Origin of the sequence: Phenylobacterium parvum, from assembly GCF_003150835.1 — a bacterium.
Taxonomy (GTDB): domain Bacteria; phylum Pseudomonadota; class Alphaproteobacteria; order Caulobacterales; family Caulobacteraceae; genus Phenylobacterium; species Phenylobacterium parvum.
On sequence record NZ_CP029479.1, the window covers coordinates 2,339,624 to 2,358,496 of the forward strand.

At 72.3% G+C, this 18,873-nt stretch carries 17 protein-coding genes; 10 read left to right on the forward strand and 7 right to left on the reverse strand.

What is annotated here, in order from left to right; all coding sequences use genetic code 11:
- The first annotated feature begins 12 nt into the window (after nucleotides 1-12).
- From HYN04_RS10980 to HYN04_RS10995, 4 genes are all read left to right on the forward strand, one after another.
- Entirely contained in the window at nucleotides 13-1,818 is a 1,806-nt protein-coding gene (locus tag HYN04_RS10980) for an arylsulfatase (protein WP_199285958.1), read from the forward strand.
- Nucleotides 1,815-2,876 carry a glutathione S-transferase family protein gene (locus HYN04_RS10985; RefSeq protein ID WP_110450796.1) on the forward strand — a complete coding sequence of 354 codons (1,062 nt, stop codon included), beginning with the start codon at nucleotides 1,815-1,817 and terminating at the stop codon, nucleotides 2,874-2,876. Before HYN04_RS10980 ends, HYN04_RS10985 begins: the two co-directional genes overlap by 4 nt.
- A gap of 84 nt (nucleotides 2,877-2,960) precedes the next feature.
- Nucleotides 2,961-3,410 (forward strand): DUF3429 domain-containing protein, encoded by a 450-nt coding sequence (locus tag HYN04_RS10990; protein WP_110450797.1) that lies wholly within the window; start codon nucleotides 2,961-2,963, stop codon nucleotides 3,408-3,410.
- 50 nt (nucleotides 3,411-3,460) lie between these two features.
- Entirely contained in the window at nucleotides 3,461-3,874 is a 414-nt protein-coding gene (locus tag HYN04_RS10995) for a DoxX family protein (RefSeq protein WP_199285959.1), read from the forward strand.
- A 9-nt stretch (nucleotides 3,875-3,883) separates the two neighbouring features.
- Here the strand turns inward: HYN04_RS10995 and acuI are convergent, their stop codons facing one another.
- The 5 genes from acuI to HYN04_RS11020 form a co-directional block, all read right to left on the reverse strand.
- The gene (acuI, locus tag HYN04_RS11000; RefSeq protein WP_110450798.1) at nucleotides 3,884-4,879 is read right to left on the reverse strand and encodes an acrylyl-CoA reductase (NADPH); all 996 of its coding nucleotides are present in this window, start codon (nucleotides 4,877-4,879) and stop codon (nucleotides 3,884-3,886) included.
- A gap of 37 nt (nucleotides 4,880-4,916) precedes the next feature.
- Complete coding sequence (locus tag HYN04_RS11005; protein ID WP_110450799.1) at nucleotides 4,917-5,738, reverse strand: alpha/beta hydrolase; 822 nt, start codon at nucleotides 5,736-5,738, stop codon at nucleotides 4,917-4,919.
- 15 nt (nucleotides 5,739-5,753) lie between these two features.
- Nucleotides 5,754-6,179 (reverse strand): hypothetical protein, encoded by a 426-nt coding sequence (locus HYN04_RS11010; protein WP_110450800.1) that lies wholly within the window; start codon nucleotides 6,177-6,179, stop codon nucleotides 5,754-5,756.
- 62 nt (nucleotides 6,180-6,241) lie between these two features.
- A complete protein-coding gene (locus tag HYN04_RS13515; protein ID WP_162599631.1) occupies nucleotides 6,242-8,902 on the reverse strand; it encodes a TonB-dependent receptor in 2,661 nt (886 codons plus the stop codon).
- A 101-nt stretch (nucleotides 8,903-9,003) separates the two neighbouring features.
- Nucleotides 9,004-9,780 carry a VOC family protein gene (locus tag HYN04_RS11020; RefSeq protein ID WP_110450801.1) on the reverse strand — a complete coding sequence of 259 codons (777 nt, stop codon included), beginning with the start codon at nucleotides 9,778-9,780 and terminating at the stop codon, nucleotides 9,004-9,006.
- Nucleotides 9,781-9,941: 161 nt separating this feature from the next.
- Here HYN04_RS11020 and HYN04_RS11025 point away from each other — a divergent pair, with 161 nt between their 5' ends.
- The 3 genes from HYN04_RS11025 to mdoH all read left to right on the forward strand — a co-directional run bounded on the left by HYN04_RS11025 (nucleotide 9,942) and on the right by mdoH (nucleotide 13,807).
- The gene (locus tag HYN04_RS11025; RefSeq protein WP_162599632.1) at nucleotides 9,942-11,063 is read left to right on the forward strand and encodes an acyltransferase family protein; all 1,122 of its coding nucleotides are present in this window, start codon (nucleotides 9,942-9,944) and stop codon (nucleotides 11,061-11,063) included.
- The gene (locus HYN04_RS11030) at nucleotides 11,063-11,710 is read left to right on the forward strand and encodes a DUF998 domain-containing protein (protein ID WP_110450803.1); all 648 of its coding nucleotides are present in this window, start codon (nucleotides 11,063-11,065) and stop codon (nucleotides 11,708-11,710) included. The genes HYN04_RS11025 and HYN04_RS11030 overlap by 1 nt, the downstream gene beginning before the upstream one ends.
- Before the next feature lie 153 nt (nucleotides 11,711-11,863).
- On the forward strand, nucleotides 11,864-13,807 hold the full coding sequence (gene mdoH / locus HYN04_RS11035; RefSeq protein ID WP_110450804.1) for a glucans biosynthesis glucosyltransferase MdoH: 1,944 nt from the start codon (nucleotides 11,864-11,866) through the stop codon (nucleotides 13,805-13,807).
- A gap of 7 nt (nucleotides 13,808-13,814) precedes the next feature.
- Here the strand turns inward: mdoH and HYN04_RS11040 are convergent, their stop codons facing one another.
- A complete protein-coding gene (locus HYN04_RS11040; RefSeq protein ID WP_110450805.1) occupies nucleotides 13,815-14,297 on the reverse strand; it encodes a hypothetical protein in 483 nt (160 codons plus the stop codon).
- A 91-nt stretch (nucleotides 14,298-14,388) separates the two neighbouring features.
- On the opposite strand from HYN04_RS11040, the gene thiE reads away from it, so the two are divergent.
- The 3 genes from thiE (at nucleotide 14,389) to HYN04_RS11055 (ending at nucleotide 17,019) form a co-directional block, all read left to right on the forward strand.
- The gene (thiE, locus tag HYN04_RS11045; protein ID WP_110450806.1) at nucleotides 14,389-15,054 is read left to right on the forward strand and encodes a thiamine phosphate synthase; all 666 of its coding nucleotides are present in this window, start codon (nucleotides 14,389-14,391) and stop codon (nucleotides 15,052-15,054) included.
- Nucleotides 15,055-15,083: 29 nt separating this feature from the next.
- A complete protein-coding gene (locus HYN04_RS11050; RefSeq protein ID WP_110450807.1) occupies nucleotides 15,084-15,878 on the forward strand; it encodes an inositol monophosphatase family protein in 795 nt (264 codons plus the stop codon).
- Nucleotides 15,879-15,945: 67 nt separating this feature from the next.
- Complete coding sequence (locus HYN04_RS11055; protein ID WP_110450808.1) at nucleotides 15,946-17,019, forward strand: glycerophosphodiester phosphodiesterase family protein; 1,074 nt, start codon at nucleotides 15,946-15,948, stop codon at nucleotides 17,017-17,019.
- A gap of 4 nt (nucleotides 17,020-17,023) precedes the next feature.
- Here HYN04_RS11055 and HYN04_RS11060 read toward each other — a convergent pair whose 3' ends face one another.
- Nucleotides 17,024-18,865: an ABC transporter transmembrane domain-containing protein gene (locus tag HYN04_RS11060; RefSeq protein ID WP_110451404.1), complete on the reverse strand. Its 1,842-nt coding sequence runs from the start codon at nucleotides 18,863-18,865 to the stop codon at nucleotides 17,024-17,026.
- Nucleotides 18,866-18,873 lie beyond the last annotated feature (8 nt).

The window sequence follows — 18,873 nt, forward strand, 5'->3', positions numbered from 1 at the left end:
CGGAGACGGGACATGCCGGTCGGGAAAACTCCTCGGAAGCGACTTCTGGCGGCGGGCGCGGCGATCGGCGCCCTCGCCCTCGCCATGACCTCCCCGGCCTTCGCCCGGAGCGAGGCCCCGGCGCCCGGGCGGACGCGTCCCAACATCGTCGTGATCCTGTTTGACGACGTCGCCCTGATGGACCTGGGCGCCTACGGCGGCGAGGCGCGCACCCCGAACATCGACCGGCTGGCCCGGCAGGGCGCCATGTTCACAGGCTACCGCACCTCGCCCCTCTGCACCCCCTCGCGGGCCATGCTGCTGACCGGCCTGGACAACCACCGGGCGGGGGCGGCGACCATCGAGGAGATCCTGCCGCCCGACATGCGGAACCGGCCGGGATACCGCCTGCGCATCGAGCCCGAGGTCCTGACCATCGCCGAGCGCCTGCGGGCCGAGGGCTACCGGACCCTGATGGCCGGCAAGTGGCACCTGGGTCACGGGCCCGGCGAACTGCCCGATGGCCAGGGCTTTGACCGCTCCCTCGCCCTCGACGCCTCCGGCGCGGACAACTGGGCGCCCAAGCCCTACATGCCCTACTACACCGAGGCGCCCTGGTACGAGGATGGCCGGCCCGCACGGATGCCGGGCTCCTTCTATTCCTCGGACCTGCTGGTGGACCGGCTGACCCGCTACATTGACGAGGCGCCCGCGGGCCGGGAGCCCTTCTTCGCCTACCTGGCCCTGCAGGCGGTCCACATCCCCGTCCAGGCGCCCGCCCGTTACACAGACGGCTATCGCGGTCGGTTCGATGCGGGCTGGGCGGCCCTGCGCGAGGCCCGGTCCGGGCGGGCCCGCCAGCTGGGCCTCCTGCCCGAAGGGGCGGCGACCGATGGCTTCTCACCCGACGCCCGGGACTGGACCTCTCTGACGCCCGAGGAACGGCGCATCTCGGCCCGGTCCATGGAGGTCTACGCCGGCATGCTGGAGGCCGCCGACGCGGCCGTTGGCCGGCTCATGTCCCGCCTGGAGGCCCGGGGCGAACTGGACAACACCCTGTTCGTCGTGACCTCCGACAACGGCCCCGAGCCCAGCGACCCGGTCCACCAGACGGGCATGGGGCTGTGGATGCGGACCCACGGCTACAGCTGGAGGCTTGAAGGCCTGGGCGGTCCCGGCAGCCTGAACTACATCGGGCGGGAGTGGGCCGAGGCCCTGGCTGCGCCCGGGCGACGCTACAAGTTCTATGTGTCAGAGGGCGGGATCCGCGCACCCCTCATCGTCTCCGGACCTGGGGTGGCGCCCGGCAGGCGCATTGACGGCCTGACCTTCGTGACCGACGTCACCCCGACCCTGGCGGAGTTTGGGGGCGCCCGTGCGACTCCGGAGGCGCCGGCCATGGACGGGGTCAGCCTGCGGGCGGTCCTGCAGGGCGAGCCGGGACCGGTCCGAGGTGCGGACAGCCCGCTGGGCGTCGAGGTGTCCGGCAACGCCGCCCTCTACCGGGGCGACTACAAGATCGTCCGCGACATGGCGCCACTGGGCGATGGTCGCTGGAGACTCTACGACGTGACCCGCGATCCGGGTGAGACCCGCGACCTGTCGGCCGCCGAGCCCGAGAGGCTCAAGGCCATGCTGGCCGATTACGCCGCCTACGAGGCGCGGGTCGGGGTGGCGCCCCTGCCCCCGGGCTATTCGACCCAGAAGCAATTGGCCGCCAACGCCATGGCCCGGCAGATGCCCGTCCTGGCTTCGGCGGCGGCGGTCCTGGCCCTTCTGCTCGGCGGTGGCGGATTCCTCGCCTGGCGCTGGAGCCGCCGGCGCGGCGGGCGGGTGTGAGTGGCGGGACCTGGGAGCTTCATGGCCTGAAGCTTTCCTACTTCACGGGCAAGCTCGAGGCCTGGCTCCGCGTCCGGGGGCTGCCCTTCCGGTTCGTCGAGATGGATATGGCCGGCTTCCGCGCCTGCGCACGGGCCACGGGTGTCGCGCAGATGCCGGCCCTGCGTTCGCCGGACGGGACCTGGCTGACCGACACCACCGCCATCCTGCGCCGGCTGGAGGCCGAGGCGGCCGGCCCGGCCCTGCAACCGGCGGACCCCCTCGCCGCCTTCCTCAGCCTTTTCCTGGAAGACGCCTTCGACGAATGGCTCTGGCGGCCGGCCCTCTACTATCGCTGGGCCTTCACCGATGACGCCCAGCTGATGGGCCGCCGCATCGCCGCCACCCTGATGCGGGACCTTCCTCTTCCCCTGGCCCTGAAGGCGGCCGTCGTGCGCCGCCGCCAGCAGACGGTCTACCTGCGCCAGGACGGGGTCACCCGGACGACGGCTCCCTCGGTGGCGGGGCTCTACCTCGAGATGCTGGACACCCTTGAGCCCCTCCTCGCCCGGCGGCCCTTCCTGTTCGGGAGCCGTCCGGTGGCGGCCGATTTCGGCCTCTTCGGGCCCATGTTCAGGCATTTCGCCAGCGATCCCACGCCTTCGGACCTCATGCGCGAGCGGGCGCCGTCGGTCCTGGCCTGGACCGCCCGGCTCTGGAACACCCGCCCGGAGGGGATCGCCGCAGCCCCCCTGCCGGAGACCGCGCCCGCCGACCTCGATCCCCTGCTGCGGCTGGCGGTGCGCGATCACCTTGCGGAAATGGACGCCAACGCCCAGGCGGCGGCCCGGGGCCTGAAGCGCGTCCGCTTCCATCGCGGGGGCGTGGACTGGCGCCTGCCCGTCTCGCCCTACCGGGTGCAGTGCCTGGCGGACCTCCAGGCCGCCTTCGCCGCCCTCGGGACCACGGAGCGCGCAGGGGTGCTGGAGCGCCTGGGCCCCGGGGCGGAGGTCCTCGCGCGGCCTGTCCAGCCGGCCCTGCCGCCAGGCCGGCGGATCCGCAACCGCCTCTGGACCTGATGCGGGCCAGATCCGGGACGGGCTTGCAACGAAGGCGATCCCGGGACAAGACCGGGCCCTGGACACGCGTCGGGAGGCGGCAGGATGACCTCGGGCGATCCCTCGGGCGGGGCGAAACCCATCCCCCGCCCCGTTCTGGCCTGGGGCCTCGCCGGCCTCATCCCCTTCCTGGGCCTTCCCGGGCTGTCCCTGGCCGCACCCGAACTGTCGGCTGGTTGTGACCGGGCCCTCGGCCTCTATGCGGCGGTGATCCTTTCCTTCCTGGGCGGCGCGCGCTGGGGCCAGGAGGTCGCCTCGGCGGCCCCGGACCCGCGCCTCATCGCCCTGAGCATGGCGCCCAGCGTCGCCGCCTGGGCGCTGGCCCTGCTGCCGCCGGGACACGCCGGCCTCCAGCTGGCGGGCCTGGCGGGCGCCCTTGTCCTGCACCTTCTTTGGGACCTGCGCTCGCAAGGACTTCCCGGCTGGTATCCGCGCCTTCGCCTGATCCTGACCGCCGGGGCCGTCGCAGGCCTGGCGGCGGGCGCCCTCCTCTGAGTCCGGCAAGGCGCCCGGCCCCTGACCTTCACCCCCCACCCGGAGCTTCCATGAAAAACCCGTTGGACCCGCTGCTCGACAGGCTCAGCCTGCCCATGGACGTCGCCGGGCGCGTCCTCTTGGGGCTCTACTTCGTGGTTCCCGGCCTGATGAAGGTCGGCGGGTTCGCCGGAACGCTGGCCTACATGAAGCTCCACGGGGTGCCGTTCGCCCTGCCGCTGCTGCTGCTGACCATCCCCCTTCAGGTCGGCGGCGGACTGGCGCTGATGGCGAACTGGAACACGCGCACCGCCGCCTTCCTGCTCGCCGGCCTGACCCTGGTGATCAACCTCTTCATGCACGACTTCTGGAACGACTACCCCGGCGGCGACCCGCAGCACGAGATGCAGAACTTCATCAAGAACCTGGGCATCTTCGCCGGCCTGCTGCTCCTCGCCGCACGGCGGCCAGGGCGGCAGCCTTAAGGCCATCCGCTAGGTCGAGGGATCGATCACCACGCGGCCGCGGACCTTGCCCTCAAGGATCTCGGCGGCGAGGCGGGGCAGGTCGGACAGGCCCGCCACCTCGGTCATGGCGTCCAAGCGGGCGAGGTCCAGGTCGGTTCCAAGCCGCCGCCAGGCCTCGATCCGGTCCGGCGTCGGCCGCATCACGCTGTCGACCCCCGCCAGGACCACGCTGCGCAGGATGAAGGGGGCCACCGAGCCGGGCAGGTCCAGGCCCTGGGCCATGCCGCAGGCGGCCACCGCGCCGCCGTAACGGGTCTGGGAGATGGCGGTCGCCAGGGTGTGGCTGCCCACAGAGTCCACCACGCCGGCCCAGCGCTCCTTGCCGATGGGGCGGGCGGGGCCGGAGAATTCGGCGGCGTCGATCACCTCCGCCGCGCCGAGCCCGCGCAGGTAGGCGCCCTCGGCTTCCGCCCGGCGGGACGAGGCCACCACCCGGTGTCCCAGGCCCGACAGCAGGGTGATGGCGACGCCGCCCACCCCGCCTGCGGCGCCGGTGACCAGGATGTCGCCGGACCCCGGCGCCACCCCCTGGCGCTCCAGGGCCATGACGCAGAGCATGGCGGTGTAGCCCGCCGTCCCGATGGCCATGGCCCGGGCGGTGGAAAGGCTGTCCGGCAGGCGGACCAGCCAGTCGCCCTTGACCCGCGCCCTCTGGGCGTAGCCGCCGTGCCAGGTCTCGCCCACGCCCCAGCCGTTCAGGACGACCCGGTCGCCCGGGGCGAACCCGGCGTGGCTCGAGGCCTCGACCACGCCGGCGAAGTCGATGCCGGGGATCAGGGGAAAGGTGCGCAGGATGGGCGAGCGGCCGGTCAGGGCCAGGCCGTCCTTGAAGTTGATTGTCGAGGCCTCGACCCGGACCGTCACGTCGCCGTCCATCAGGTCGGCGTCGGTCAGGGTCTCCAGCCGGGTCTCGATACCGGCGTCGGTCTTGTGGGCGCGCAGGGCGCGGAAGGTGTCGGACACGGTGGGGGCTCCGTCGGGTTTGGGTTGCGGGGGCGCCTCAGGCGTCCTTGAGGGCGAAGTCGAGCAGGGGATTGATGGCCGGCCAGACGACGCCGGTATGGGTCTCGCCGTCGAAGACCCGCGAGGCGAAGCGCCAGCCCGGCGGCCCCGACAGGGCGCTGAACCGGGCCGACAGCTCGACCGCGTTGTCGACCATTCGGGCGGGGGAGCCCTCGGGTTGCTCCAGGCCGCCGACCCCGACGAACAGCTTCGGCGGCCGGGCCAGGGCCGGCAGGGCGGCGGTGAACCCCGCCTCGCCCTTCAGGACCGTCCGGTTGTCCCACCAGATGGAGGGGCTGAGGGACAGCCAGGCCGAGAAGGCCTCGGGCCGGCGGAACAGGCTGTAGAGGACGAAGAGGCCGCCGAGGGAGTGGCCGAACACGGCCTCCCGCGCCGGGTCGACGGGCAGGACCCCGGCGACGCGGGGGCGCACCTCCCCGGTCAGGATCTCGAGGAAGTCGTCGGCCCCGGCATAGCGGAGCTCGCCCGAGGCGAAGCTGTGGTTGGCCTTCTCCGCCGCGTCCGGCTCGGTGGGGGTCAGGTCCAGGAAGCGCCGGCCAAGGGCGCCGGTAAAGTCCTCGGCGGGATAGCCCACGCCCACCACCACGGCGTGCGGGATCTCCATGCCGGCGGCGGCGCGCAGGCGGGCGGCGTCGGCGAAGGTCCCGAAATAGCCGTCGCCGTCCAGGACATAGACCACCGGATATCCTGACGCCGGCGGCGGCCCGAAGGGCGTGGCGATCCTCAGCCGGTAGGCCCTGCCATTGACCCGGGAGGTGAAGTCCTGCTGGCGGGCAAGCGGGTAGCTGGCGGCTTTCATGCGGACGCTCCAGGTTCAGGGCGCATAGCTGGACCGGCCCTGGACGCCCCAGCGGCCGTCCTGGAGGGTCACGATGTAGATGGAGTCAAAGGCGCTGATCTGGCTGCCGTCCGGCCGGAAACGGGCGAAGCGGGTGTCGAACTGGACCTTGTCGGCGCCGGCGTGGATCACCTCGCGCCGGAGCCAGGCCGACCGGCCCCATTCCGTTAGGGAACGACCTGCGTACATGCGGTCATTGACGTCCTCGGGCGACATGACCCGGACCTTCCCCGAGGCGAAACGCACGTGCGGGAAGTTGAAGCTGGCCCGGACGCCGTCGGCGTCCCGGGCGTTCCAGGACGTCATGAAGGCGTCGAGCACGTCCTGGGCGGCCAAGACCTGGGCGGCGAAGGCGGCGTGTTCGGCGCGCACGGGGGGGCGCGGGACCGATGGGTCTGTCATGGCGGCGTCCTCCCGGAGGCTTTGGGCCTAGGGAAGTCCAGCCCGTCGCCGGGCGCAACCCCTCAGAACACCTTGCGGAAGCTCACCTCGACCACGCGGCCCACGGGATCGAGGACATCCCGGGCGTACCCCGCCGGAACCAGGCCCTGTGCGTCGCGGACCTCAAGGCGGGCGTCGAAGACGTTGTCCACCGCCAGGGTCACCCGGGCGCCCTTCAGGAAGGGCCAGCGCCGCACCAGGTCCGGCGAGCCGGAAAAGGTGTCGAACAGGCGGATGTCCACCGTCGCCAGGTCTGAGAAGACGAGGTCCCCGCCGGGGGTCTCGCCCCGGACCGTCGAGCCGGATCTCCAGGACGCGGTCAGGCGGGCGCCGCGCCCCTGCCGGAAAATCCCCGACTGTAGCTCCACGGTGTGGGCCGGCGAGCCGCCCCGGGCGCCGGCGGCCGATCCGTCCAGGAGGTCAAAGACCGGCCCGCCCTGGCGCACCACGATCCGGTCGGTGAGGGCCGCCGTGTGATAGATCGACACCTGCCAGCCGTTCCGACCCGGCGGCCCGCCCATGCCGGGACCGCCCATCATGGCCATTGGCCGGCCGCCGCCGCCCGCCCCGGGAGGCGGTCCGCCCGGGCCGCGCGGCGGTCCCCCGCCGGGACGGCCCGAGGCGGGTCCCTGGGCGGGCCCCTGGCCGCCGAACCAGTTGAAGCCCCAGCGGATCTCCTCACGCTCGCTGCGCAGGAAGTTGACCGGCCGGACGTCGACCACCGCCAGGCGGCCGCTCGCGTCCCGCAGGAACTTCTCGGGAAAGGCCGCCTGCACCTCCGCCGTCGCCGCCGGCAGGGCGGAGGCCGGATCCTGCGCCTCATTCACGGTGTAGCTGACCGAGAGGTTGAGCTCGCGGGCCGCAAAGGGCTTCCAGTTGATCCCCAGGCGCGTGGAGTCCCGCTGGTCGCTGCTCAGGGTGGGATCGCCCCCGGAGACCTGGACCACCTCCACCGTCTCGCCGCGGACATAGTCAAAAACACGGACCCCGCTGGTCACGGTGCGGGGCGCCCCCAGCTGGACCAGGGTCGGCGGCGACTGGTCCCGGCTGAAGGAGGCCAGGAAGGTCAGGCGGTCCACGGGCGACCAGTTCACCCCGCCGCCCCATGCGCCCAGGTTGCCGGCGTCGGAGAGCGTCTCGCCCTGCAGGTTGAAGTTTACGGACAGGTCGCCCAACCGGCCCCAGCCCTCCACGTCGCGTCGCAGCAGGGGGACATCCAGGCTGGCCTGGCCGCTGACGCCGGTCCGCGACAGGTCGACCTCGCGCTCGACGCCGCGCCGCACCGAGCGCGACTTCAGCCAGGCGCCGGAGGCGCCGGCGCGCGCCGACAGGAAGAGCGGGCCGGCCGGCAGCTCCGCCAGGGCCCCGGCCGCCAGCCCCTGGACTTCGGCGCCCGCGTTGCGCGAGCGGGTTCGGTCGGCCTCGAAGACGGAGAGATCGCCGGGCCCCGGCGCATACGGATTGAAGGCCGGATCTCCGGCGGAGAGACGCGCCTGGGCCAGAGCCGCGTTCACGCCCCCGTCGGTGCGGCCCACGGCGTCCGAAAGGTCCAGGCCGCCGGTCAGGGAGGTGCGCCAGCCGCTTCGGGCGCCATTCAGGCCAAAGCCCAGGCGGGCGCTCCAGTCCTCCGAGGTCTGGCGGACGGCGCCGCGCGAAGCGTCCCGTCGCAGGAGGTCTGTCGTCCCGGAGAAGGGCGACCAGGGGCTCGTCGACGGTACGGCCAGGGCATAGGACGGGCGGCCTTGTAGGGACTCGGATCCGCCGAGATTGAGGACGGCGTTGACCGTCGCCGTCGTCCCAGAGGGCAGGCTGCGCGCCAGGACGCCGTTCACGCTCAGCTTCCGGGTCTCAGGCGTCAGGGTGCGGAAGGCGCCCTCGCCCTGCCCGGGGACCTGTCCGGCCAGGGCGGCGACCTCGGACAGGGTGGGTGGCCGGCTGGCGGCGACCGGGGGCAGGCCGGCGATCGTGACGAAGCTTCCGGCCTGGGCGCTGAGGGCCGGGTCGATCTCGCCGCCGGGTCCGCCTCCGCGGAACAGCCCCTCCGCAGTGAAGAGGGCGGCGGACCCATCCTGCGGGATATCCCGTTCATCCTCGGTGACGGCCGAGGTGTCGGTCCAGTCGACCCGGAGCTGGGTGCGGCGATCCCCGTCAATCCGGAAGACGCCCGCCTCGACCTCCCGGGTCACGGTCCCGCCGGCGGTGGCGGCCTCGATGTCGATCTCGGAGGTCACCGCCCTGAAGGTCTTGCGGGTCACGAAGTTCAGCACCCTCTGGTCGGCGGGATAGCCGTACTTGAGGGCCGCCTCCTCGGGCAGGACATCGACCCTGAGGATGGCCTCGGACGGGAGGTCGCGAAGCTCGGCAAAGCCCGAGATCCGCGCGCCATTGAGCAGGACCACCGGCATGCCGCCGCGGCTGCGGCCCCGGCCGGACTGGGTCTGGGGCGCCAGCTGGGCGACCAGTTCGGCGACGTTGCTGACGCCGTAGGACTGGATTTCCGCCTCGTCGATCCTGAGCTCGGGCCGGATATCGCCCATCGCGGCTCCAGCCCGGTCCGCCGGAGCCTCGACCACGAGTTCATCGACCACGGCCTCTTCGGCCTTCGGCGGAGCCGCAAGGGCGGGGCCGGAGGCGACGACGGCGAAGGCGGGCGCCGCGAGGGCCGCGAGAAGTCGGTTTGGCACGTTGGGGAAGTCCCGGCTGTCCAGTCGCGGACCGGGCGGAGATAGGCGCGGTCGGACCCTGAGCCAACGCTTTCCGCAGGAAAATCCGTCGGGGACGGTGCTCAGGCCCTCGTGAGGTGGAAGCGCACGCCGCAGACTTCGACACGGTCCTCGATGGCGGGCAGGCCGCGCGCCCGGGCGCGGGCGACGATCTGTGCGGGATCGCGAACCTTCAGGTCCACCGCCGAAAGACCGGGGCCGCGACCGTCGGCGGCCGGGACGAAGCGCAGGCCTGCATTGTTGAGCCGGACCCAGGGGACGCCCGCCTCGACCTGGACCGGAGCGCCCGTGACGGCGCTCCAGAGCCGCGCGGCGCCCGCCGGATCGTCGGCCTGGAGCTCGACCGCGGTGAAGTCGACGACCAGGTCCTGGCGCACGCTGGCCTCCCAGCCCGTTCCGCCCGCCGGCGGCCAGGGTCCGGCAAGGTCGCCCGCCGCGTCCCACTCGACGTCCAGGAAGGTGGTCCTGAGGTCGCCGGGGTGAAGCTGGATGAGGGTCCAGCCCGGCCGCGAGGACTCCCAGGCCACCCGCACCCCGGCCTCGCCCGCCTGGCGTCGGACATCCTCCAGTTCGGCAAGGGTCGCCGTCTGGGTGATGACCATGTAGCCACCGTCGCCCTTGCGGCGCTCCAGGTACCGCCCGCCCGCTGTGCCGGGCTTCACGGGCGCCACCACCTCGAAGAAGTTGCGGCCCACAGGCATGAGGGTGTTCTCGAGCCCGAAGACGCCGACCCCCGGGTCAACGAAGCACCGGGCCAGGCCAAAGACAGCCTCGAAGTCCTGCAGGACGGGTTCGAGCCGCTCGGCGACAAGGGCGATCTGCCTGAGCTGGAGGGTCATGGTGCGGGTTCTCGGCTGCGGAGTCTTCGCGGCTCACCCTGGGGGCGACGGGGAAGCCTGGCAAGGCCCGGCCTGGGGCGCCCACGCCCCTGGCCGCCGCCTCGCCTCGCCCAAGAGGTCGGCATGGACAGGCGGGGCCCTGGCGTCGCATAGGAGGGTCCGTGACACCGGCCCCCTCACAGCGCCGCGCGGACATCGACTGGATCCGCATCGCCGCCTTTGGCGTGCTGATCCTGTATCATGTCGGCCTGGTCTATGCGCCGTGGGACTGGCACGTGCACAGTCCGCACACGATCGAGGCGCTGGGCCTGGCCGCCCTGGTCACCAATCCCTGGCGGCTCACCCTGCTGTTCATGGTCTCGGGAGTCGCCCTGCGGTTCATGGTCCGCAAGACGCCCCCGGCCCAGGCCTTCGGGCAGAGGCTCAGGCGGCTGGTCCCGCCCCTGCTGTTCGGCGTCCTGGTCCTGGTCCCGCCCCAGTCCTGGATCGAGGCGGTGGAGAAGGGCAGTTTCCAGGGCGGGCTCGGCGCCTGGTGGCTCTCGGAGTTCAGCCTCCCGGGGCTGAGGGACGGCATACCCCTGAACCACGTCTGGTTCGTCCTCTACATCACGGTCTACAGCCTGGCCGCCCTGGCCCTGGCGGCCTCGCCACGCCGGTTCGCCTGGCTTGAGGGCGCGCTGGGACGGCTGCTGGCCGGCGGCCGCCTGCTCGTGGTTCCCATGGTCTACCTGGCGCTGCTCCGGCTCCTGGTCTTTCCCTGGGCAGGCCTGACAAACCACATCGCCGACGATCCCTACAACCACGCCATGTCCCTGGGCGTCTTCCTCACGGGCTTCCTCCTGGCCCTTCGCGATGACGTCTGGACACGGTTCGAGCGGATGCGGTGGACGTCCCTGGCGGTGGCCGCGGCCAGCCTGCCGGCCCTGATCGTCCTGTCCCAGCCGATAGACCAGCCGCCCTCGGCGCCGGCCAACCTGATGTTCGCCGTCTACCAGTGGGCCACCATCTGCGCCGTCCTCGGCTTTGGCAGCCGTCACCTGCGGAGCGCGGACGGACCGGCCCTGCGCTACCTGACCGACGCCGTCTTCCCCTGTTATCTCGCCCACCAGACCCTGCTGGTGATCGCCGCCCATCTCCTGAAACCCCATGGCCTGCCGGTCGGCGCCGAGGCGGGGCTGCTGGTCCTCATCACCCTGGGCGGCAGCTTCGCCGTTTACGAGATCGTGCGGCGCATCGACCTCCTGCGCCCCCTCTGGGGCCTGCGCCCGAGAGCGAAGACCTGATGCGCCAGTTCCGCCGCCGCCGCTTCCTGCTGCATATCGGGATCGCCGCCCCGATCCTGGCCTATGTCAGCGTGGGGATCGCGGCCCTGACCTGGCCGGGGTTCGACCACGCCACCCAGTACATCAGCGAACTGGGAGGCGAAGCGGCGCCCCATCCGGCCATCTTCAACATCGGCGTCCTGGTCTCGGGCGTCGGGGCCGGGATCGCCGGGATCGGCTTCGCCCTGTCGGTCCTGGCCCTGGGCGGCGCGCGGGTCTCGGCCGCCGTCATCGCCCTCTGCTTCGCCCTCGCCGGTGTGGGGCTGGTGGTCTCCAGCATCTACCCCTGGCCGGATCCCCGGCACCTGGCGATCAACCTCGGACTCGGCATCCAGATCGCACCCCTCGCCCTGGTCTGGGCGCTGAGGAAGATCGAGGGCATGGGACGGCTGCGAGTGTTCCTGCTCGCCGTCTTCGTCGTCATGGCCATCCTGACGGTCCTGACCAAGCACCTGATCTTCAAGGGCCTGGTGAACGACGACAATGTCGGCTGGTGGGAGAGGGGCTTCGCCATCGTCCTGGTGGGGTGGACCGGGGTGGCCGCCTACGTCCTCGAGCGCCGACTCCTGGCCCTCGCCAAGGCCGATTCCGCTGTCGAGCCCGCCTAGGGCGCCCGGAATTCCGGCGCCCGGCGTGCTGGAACGCCTGCGGAGTGTACAGGCTTGCGTTCACGTTTCCGTTATTGCATATGCGGCGCTGCAACATAACGCGTTCGTGATCCACTACCGACAGTGGGTCGAACGAGGGAGCGGCACGGGACTATGGACGGTCTTCGCAACAGGGAGTTCGGCGCGTCCGCAGACGCCGCCTGGACCGGCGAAGCCCCCGTGCGCGCATGGCTCCCCGAGGAAGCCCCCCTGGACATGCCCCGCCAGGGTCTTGCCGAGGAGGGCGCGCCGCCTCCGGTTCCCGGCCCCAGCGGTCTCGTCCCTCGCCGGGTGGTCATGCTGGCGGCCACCCTGGCCCTGGCCCTCTTTGCCTTCCTGACCCCCGCGCGCATTTATGCCGAGGACGGCTTCACGGCCCTTGAGATCATCGCGCTTTGCCTGTTCTCGGCCCTGATCATCCCGCTTTCGGGCTGGTTCTGCAGCGCCTTCTCCGGCCTGGTGCTCCAGTTGGTCCGCGGCGACCGGGACGTCTTCGACTTCCCCGACCGCCCCCGCCGGCCGCAGGTCCGCACCGCCCTTCTCATGCCGCTGTACAATGAGGACGCCGGCGCCGCCTTCGCCCGCCTGGCCCGGATGGACCGGGGCCTGGCCGAACTCGACGCCGCGGGCGCCTTTGACCTCTTCGTCCTGTCCGACTCGACCTGCCCCGAGGCCGCCGAGGCCGAATGGTCCGCCTTCCAGCGGTTCCGCCTGACCTCGGCCTGCCGGACCTATTACCGCCGGCGGGAGTCCAACACCGAGCGCAAGGCCGGCAACATCGCCGACTGGGTCAAGCGGTTCGGCGGCGCCTATCCGCACATGGTCATCCTCGATGCCGACAGCCTGATGTCGGGCGAGACCCTGCTGCACCTAGTCGACGCCATGGAGCGGACGCCCCGGGCCGGCCTGATCCAGACCACCCCGGCCATCATCAACGCCGAGACCCTCTACCAGCGCGTCCAGCAGTTCGGCGTGCGCCTGTACGGCCGCGTCGCCGCCACCGGCCTCGCCTGGTGGACCGGGCCGGAGTCGGCCTACTTCGGGCACAACGCCATCGTCCGGGTCCGCGCCTTCGCCGAGTCCTGCGGCCTGCCGGTCCTGCCGGGCCGCAAGCCCCTGGGCGGGCATGTCATGAGCCATGACTCCGTCGAGGCCGCCTACCTCCGCCGCCAGGGCTGGTCCGTGCACATGACCGGCGCCCTGTCCGGCAGCTACGAGGAAGCCCCGCCCGGCCTGCAGGCCTTCCTGGCGCGCGACCGTCGCTGGTGCCAGGGCAACATGCAGCACCTGAGGTTTCTCACCGCGCCGGGCCTGCACCCCATGAGCCGGCTGCAGATGCTGATCGGGGTCATGGCCTACCTGGCCTCGCCCCTCTGGTTCCTGGCCCTGCTGACGGGGCTGGTCATCCAGTTCCAGACCCAGCCGCGCCTGCTGGAGGTGTCCACCCTTCATGGCTGGCGCACCCTGGTCGAGCCCCGCAACGACGGCCTGATCGTGATGTGGATGGCGGCGCTGTCCTGGTTCCTGCTGTTCGGGCCCAAGCTGTTCGGCAGCCTCCTGGTTCTGGCGCGCCGGCGCGACCGCGAGGCCTTTGGCGGCGCCGGCTTCATCCTGCCCGGCGTGGCCCTCGAGATGGTCATGTCCATGGTCATGGCGCCCATCATGATGGTCAGCCACACGCGGATGCTGATCGAGATCTTCTCCGGACGGGACTCCGGCTGGCGGCCCCAGCAGCGCGAGGCCGGGCGCATGACCTGGTCAGAGGCCTTCGCCGCCCACGCCTGGGAGGTCCGCGCCGGGGTGGTCTTCGCCGCCGCCCTCCTGGCGCGCCCGGACCTGACCCTGGTCTTCCTGCCGATCGTGCTGCCCCTGCTGGCGGCGCCGGCCATCTCGCTCCTCGGCTCGCGGGTCGAGGTGGGGGCCGCCGCCCGACGCTTCGGCTTCCTGCTGACGCCGGAAGAGCTGGACCTGCCGCCGCGCCCCGTGCGCGAGCGCCGCCAGACGCAGGCCGTCCCGGCCCCCGCAAACCTCGCCGGCGCCCTGCCGAAAGCGGCCTGAGCCGACCTCAGGCGCCGGGATAGGTCTCGTCGACCAGGGCCAGGGGCTCGCCATCCGGCGTGACCAGCACAGCACGGCAATGAAGGGCCGAAGGCCGCCCGTCCGTCTCGAGGATCCGCGTCTCCAGCCGGACCCGGCGATAGTCGAGCGGGCGCGCGACAACCCCGAAGGGCTCGTCGGTCTCGTCCAGGCGCCGGCGCATTTCGGGGGTCAGGCGGGCCGGCCTGTACCAGTTGACGGCGCGGGAGAGGAGGCGCTCACCCCAGACCAGCCGCACATGGCGGCAGGCCAGGACCTCGTCCTCGGGCGCCCCCAGCCGGCGTCGCACCTCGGCGTCCGGCGACAGGTCGGCGGCCTCGATCCGGGCCAGGACCCTCGGCCCGCCCGGCAGGCCGAGGGCCTCACACCGGGCCTGCAGGACCGCAGTGGCGCTGTCGGCGGCGTCGAGGTCCCGTCGGAGGGACTCCAGATCGTCGGTGAGGAGGAACATCGTGCGGGGCCTTAGCATTGCCGGCGGCCCGGCCCAACCCATTCCCGACAGGGGCCTTGGGCGCCCGGCGACGGCGCGCTAAGAGGGACCCATGCCTCCGCCCGCCTGCCGCCTCTATCTCATCACACCGCCCCGGCTGGAGGATCCCGCCGCTTTTGCTGTCCGCCTCGAGGCGGCCCTTTCGGCAGGCGACGTCGCCGCCGTCCAGGTCCGGCTCAAGGACGCTTCAGAGGCCGAGATCACCGAGGCGATCCGGGTGCTCGGCCCTGTCGTCCGCGCCCACGACGCGGCCCTGATCCTGAACGACGATCCCGCCCTGGCCGCCCGGCTGGACTGTGACGGCGTTCATGTGGGCCAGTCCGACGCGCCCTACGCCCAGGCCCGTCGCCTGATGGGCCGGGACCGGATCGTCGGGGTCACCTGCCACGACAGCCGGCACCTGGCCATGGAGGCCGCAGAGCAGGGCGCAGACTACGTGGCCTTCGGCGCCTTCTTCCCCACCACGACCAAGGACGCCCCGACCCGGGCGGAGCCCGAGATCCTGTCGGTCTGGCAGGAGACCATGGAGACCCCCTGCGTCGCCATTGGCGGGATCACGCCGGAGAACGCCCGGGGCCTGGCCGCGGCGGGGGCGGACTTCCTGGCGGTCTCGGCGGGGGTGTGGAGCCATCCCGCCGGCGAGGCCGCGGCCGTGAAGGCCCTGAACGCGGCCATCGCCGCTGGCCTGGCGGACCGGGCCGGCGCCGCCTTGCCTTGAGGGGCCCGGACCACTAGGGTCCGCGCCCCATGTCGACCCCTTCCGCACTCCTCAAGGTCATGTCCGACGCCGCCCGCAAGGCGGCCCGGGGCCTCAACCGCGACTTCGGCGAGCTCGCCGAACTCCAGGTCTCCCGCAAGGGCGCCGCGGACTTTGTCTCCGCCGCCGACATCAAGGCCGAGCAGTCCCTGTTCGAGAGCCTGACCAAGGCCCGGCCCGGATACGGCTTCCTGGGCGAGGAGCGGGGCATGGTCGAGGGCACCGACAAGACCCACACCTGGATCGTCGATCCGCTGGACGGCACGACCAACTTCCTGCACGCCATCCCGCACTTCGCCATCAACATCGCCCTCCAGCGCGAGGGGGCGGTCGTGGCGGCCGTCACCTACAACCCCGTGAGCAACGAGCTTTTCTGGGCCGAGAAGGGCAAGGGCGCCTTCGTCAATGACCGCCGCCTGCGGGTCGCCGTGCGCCAGCGCCTCGACGAGTCCGTCCTGGCGACGGGCATCCCCTTCCTGGGCCATGGCCAGCACGCCCGGTTCCTGAAGGAGCTGCACCAGGTCAGCCAGCGCGTCGCCGGGGTCCGCCGTTTCGGCGCCGCGGCCCTCGACCTGGCCTGGGTGGCCGCCGGCCGGATGGACGGATTCTGGGAACGCGACCTGAGCCCCTGGGACCTGGCGGCGGGCCTGCTCCTCGTCACCGAGGCGGGCGGAAAGGTCACCACCGCCGAGGGGGGCGACGATATCCTGGCCGCCGGCAGCGTCTGCGCGGCCAACCTGGACCTGCATCCGCTGATCCTCGAGCGCCTGCGCGCCGCGGCCTGAGCCGACCTGGGCCGGGCCTGGCGGCCAGCTTGACGAAACCGTCACGCCCCTGCGTTAGTTCCGGGACATGCGCCCCCTCGCCCCCTCCCGCCGCGCCTTCGGCGTCGGCCTCGCCGCCGCAGGAGCCGTCATGGCCTCCGCCCGCCCCTCCTCCGCCGCGCCCCGCCCGCAGGTGGTCGCCCATCGCGGCGCCAGCGGCTACCGGCCGGAGCACACCGCCTCCGCCTACCTCCTGGCCATCGCCCAGGGCGCCGACGTCATCGAGCCGGACCTGGTCCTGACGAAGGACGGGGCCCTGGTGGCCCGCCACGAGAACGAGATCGGCGGCGCCACCGACGTGGCCTCCCGTCCTGAGTTCGCGGCCCGCAAGACGGTCCGGGACGTCGACGGCGAGCGCGTCGAGGGCTGGTTCACCGAGGACTTCACCCTGGCCGAGCTGAAGACCCTGCGCGCCCGCGAGCGCCTGCCGCAGTTACGCCCCGACAGCGCCCGCCACGATGGCGAGGACGGCGTGCTGACCTTCGCCGAGGTGGCGGCCCTCGCCCGGCGGGAATCGGCGCGCCTCGGGCGGACCATCGGCCTCTGCCCCGAGATGAAGCACCCGGCCCACTTCCGCAGGCTGGGCATGGCCTTCGAACTGATCATGGCCGCCGCCCTGAAGGCCGAAGGCCTGGATGACGCGGCTGCGCCGGTCCTGGTCCAGTGCTTCGAGGTCGGTCCCCTGAAGACCCTGGCGACCCTGTCCCGGGCGACCCGCGTCCAGCTGGTCTCGGCCGAGGGCGGCCCCGCCGACCTGCCCGGCGTGCGCTACGCCGACATGGTGACCGCGGCGGGCCTGAAGTCCATCGCCGGCTACGCCCAGGCCGTGGGGCCGGAATGGCGCCAGGTCCTGAAGGTGGACGCCGTCGGCGCCCTGGCCGGGCCGACCGCCCTGGTGACCGACGCCCATGCGGCTGGCCTGAAGGTCTTTCCCTGGACTGTGCGGGCCGAGAACGCCTTCCTGCCGCAGGCCCTGCAGCGGGGGGCCGCGCCTGGCGACCGGGGCGACGTCGCCGCCCTCCTGAAGGCCCTCTACGCCGCCGGGGTCGACGGCCTGTTCAGCGATTTCCCCGACCTGGCCGTGGCGGCGCGCGGGGGCTGAGGCCTCAGTCGGCGCCGTCTGTGAACTGCAGGGCCGCCAGCCGGGCGTAAAGACCGCCCCGAGCCGTCAGTTCAGCGTGGGAGCCGGTCTCCACGACCCGGCCCTCATCCATCACGACGATGCGGTCGGCCTTGAGCACCGTGGCCAGCCGGTGGGCGATCACCAGGGTGGTCCGGCCGCGCATGGCCTCGTCCAGGGCCTCCTGGACCAGCTTCTCGTTCTCGGCGTCCAGGGCGCTGGTCGCTTCGTCCAGCAGAAGGATAGGCGCCTGGCGCACCAGGGCGCGGGCGATGGCAAGGCGCTGCCTCTGGCCGCCTGAAAGTCCCCTCGCCCGTTCGCCGAGGGCAGAGCCGAATCCTTCGGGAAGGGCCTCGATGAAGGTTTCCGCCTGGGCGGCGCGGGCCGCGGCGCGCACGTCCGCCTCGCTGGCCCCGTCCCGACCGAAGGCGATGTTCTCGGCAGCCGAGCCGGAGAAGAGCGGGCTGTCCTGGGCCACCAGGGCGGCCTGGGCGCGGATGTCCCGGGGGTCGGCCTGGCGCAGGTCCACCCCGTCGATCCGAACGACGCCGGAAGACGGATCGTAGAACCGCAGGAGCAGGCGGAAGACGGTGCTTTTCCCCGCGCCTGAGGGGCCCACGAGGGCGACGCGCTCACCGGGGGCCACGGTGAGGGTCAGGCCCTTCAGGGCCGGGTTCGCCTCACGGCCGGGATAGGCGAAGACCACCTCCTCGAAGCGGATCTCGCCCCGGCCGGGCAGCTTCTGGGGATCGGCCGGCGGGGCGATCCCGGGCCGGGCGGACAGGAGCTCGGCGATCCGCTCCATGGCCCCGGCCGCCTTCTGGACATCGCCCCACATCTCGCCGAGGGCGCCGACGGAGCTGGCGGCGAAAACCGAGAGGAAGGCGAACTGGAACAGGGCGCCCCAGGTCAGTTCCCCCCTCTGGCCGGCGTGGACGCCCAGCCAGAAGACCGCCACGACCCCGCCGAAGACCAGCACGATGGCCGCCGCCGTCATCACCGCCCGGGCGGACATCCGGCGAAGCGAGGTGCGGAATGAACGCTCCACCGCCGCGCCGAAGCGCTCGGAAGCGGCCTGCTCGCGACCGAAGGCCTGGACCGTCTCCAGGGCGTCCAGCGTCTCGCCCGCGTGGCCCACGGCCCGGGCGAACTCGTCCTGGGTGGCCGTGGTCAGGTTTCGGAGCGGGCGGGCGAAGAGGAAGAGGGGCACGACCACGACCGGGATGATCAGCAGCACGAGCAAGGTCAGCTTGGGGCTGACCAGCAGCATGAGGGCCAGGGCGCCGATCAGGATCAGGATGTTGCGCAGGAAGATCGAGGCCGAGGTCGCCAGCAGGTTCTCGATGATCTGGATGTCGGTGGTCAGGCGCGACAGGACCTCGCCGGTCCGGGTGGCCATGAAGAAGGCGGGGTCGAGGGTCAGGATGTGGCCGTAGACGTTTTTGCGGAGGTCCGCGACGATCCGCTCGCCCAGGCGCGTCACCCAGTAATAGCGAAGGGCCGTGAACAGGCCGAGGGCGACGGCCACCCCGCCCAGGAGCCAGAACCAGGGGTCCACCGAGGCCGAGCTGCGTTGCGAGGTCAGGTGCTCCACCAGCAGGCGGATGGCGCCGCTCATGCCCAGGGTGGTCGCCGAGGTCGCCACCATGAGCAGGCAGGCGATGAAGGTCTCGAACCCGTGGGCTTTCAGGATGGGCCAGAGGGTCGAAAGGGCCTTGAGGTTACGGGTCGAGCTCCGGCGCTCGGCCGCCGCCTCCATGTCCTGGGCCAGGGCGCCGCCCGCGCTGGGGCGGCCATCCACCGGAGATTCTACGGAACTGTCGGACATCAGGACCA

What these genes read in the sequence shown, in the direction of transcription:
- HYN04_RS11030 (WP_110450803.1), top strand. Translation starts at nt 11,063, where the DNA reads ATGCGCCAGTTCCGCCGCCGCCGCTTCCTGCTGCATATCGGGATCGCC.
- HYN04_RS11005 (WP_110450799.1), bottom strand. Translation starts at nt 5,738, where the DNA reads ATGAAAGCCGCCAGCTACCCGCTTGCCCGCCAGCAGGACTTCACCTCC.
- mdoH (WP_110450804.1), top strand. Translation starts at nt 11,864, where the DNA reads ATGGACGGTCTTCGCAACAGGGAGTTCGGCGCGTCCGCAGACGCCGCC.
- HYN04_RS10990 (WP_110450797.1), top strand. Translation starts at nt 2,961, where the DNA reads ATGACCTCGGGCGATCCCTCGGGCGGGGCGAAACCCATCCCCCGCCCC.
- HYN04_RS11060 (WP_110451404.1), bottom strand. Translation starts at nt 18,865, where the DNA reads ATGTCCGACAGTTCCGTAGAATCTCCGGTGGATGGCCGCCCCAGCGCG.
- thiE (WP_110450806.1), top strand. Translation starts at nt 14,389, where the DNA reads ATGCCTCCGCCCGCCTGCCGCCTCTATCTCATCACACCGCCCCGGCTG.
- HYN04_RS11050 (WP_110450807.1), top strand. Translation starts at nt 15,084, where the DNA reads ATGTCGACCCCTTCCGCACTCCTCAAGGTCATGTCCGACGCCGCCCGC.
- HYN04_RS11040 (WP_110450805.1), bottom strand. Translation starts at nt 14,297, where the DNA reads ATGTTCCTCCTCACCGACGATCTGGAGTCCCTCCGACGGGACCTCGAC.
- HYN04_RS10980 (WP_199285958.1), top strand. Translation starts at nt 13, where the DNA reads ATGCCGGTCGGGAAAACTCCTCGGAAGCGACTTCTGGCGGCGGGCGCG.
- HYN04_RS11010 (WP_110450800.1), bottom strand. Translation starts at nt 6,179, where the DNA reads ATGACAGACCCATCGGTCCCGCGCCCCCCCGTGCGCGCCGAACACGCC.
- HYN04_RS11020 (WP_110450801.1), bottom strand. Translation starts at nt 9,780, where the DNA reads ATGACCCTCCAGCTCAGGCAGATCGCCCTTGTCGCCGAGCGGCTCGAA.
- HYN04_RS11055 (WP_110450808.1), top strand. Translation starts at nt 15,946, where the DNA reads ATGCGCCCCCTCGCCCCCTCCCGCCGCGCCTTCGGCGTCGGCCTCGCC.
- HYN04_RS10995 (WP_199285959.1), top strand. Translation starts at nt 3,461, where the DNA reads ATGAAAAACCCGTTGGACCCGCTGCTCGACAGGCTCAGCCTGCCCATG.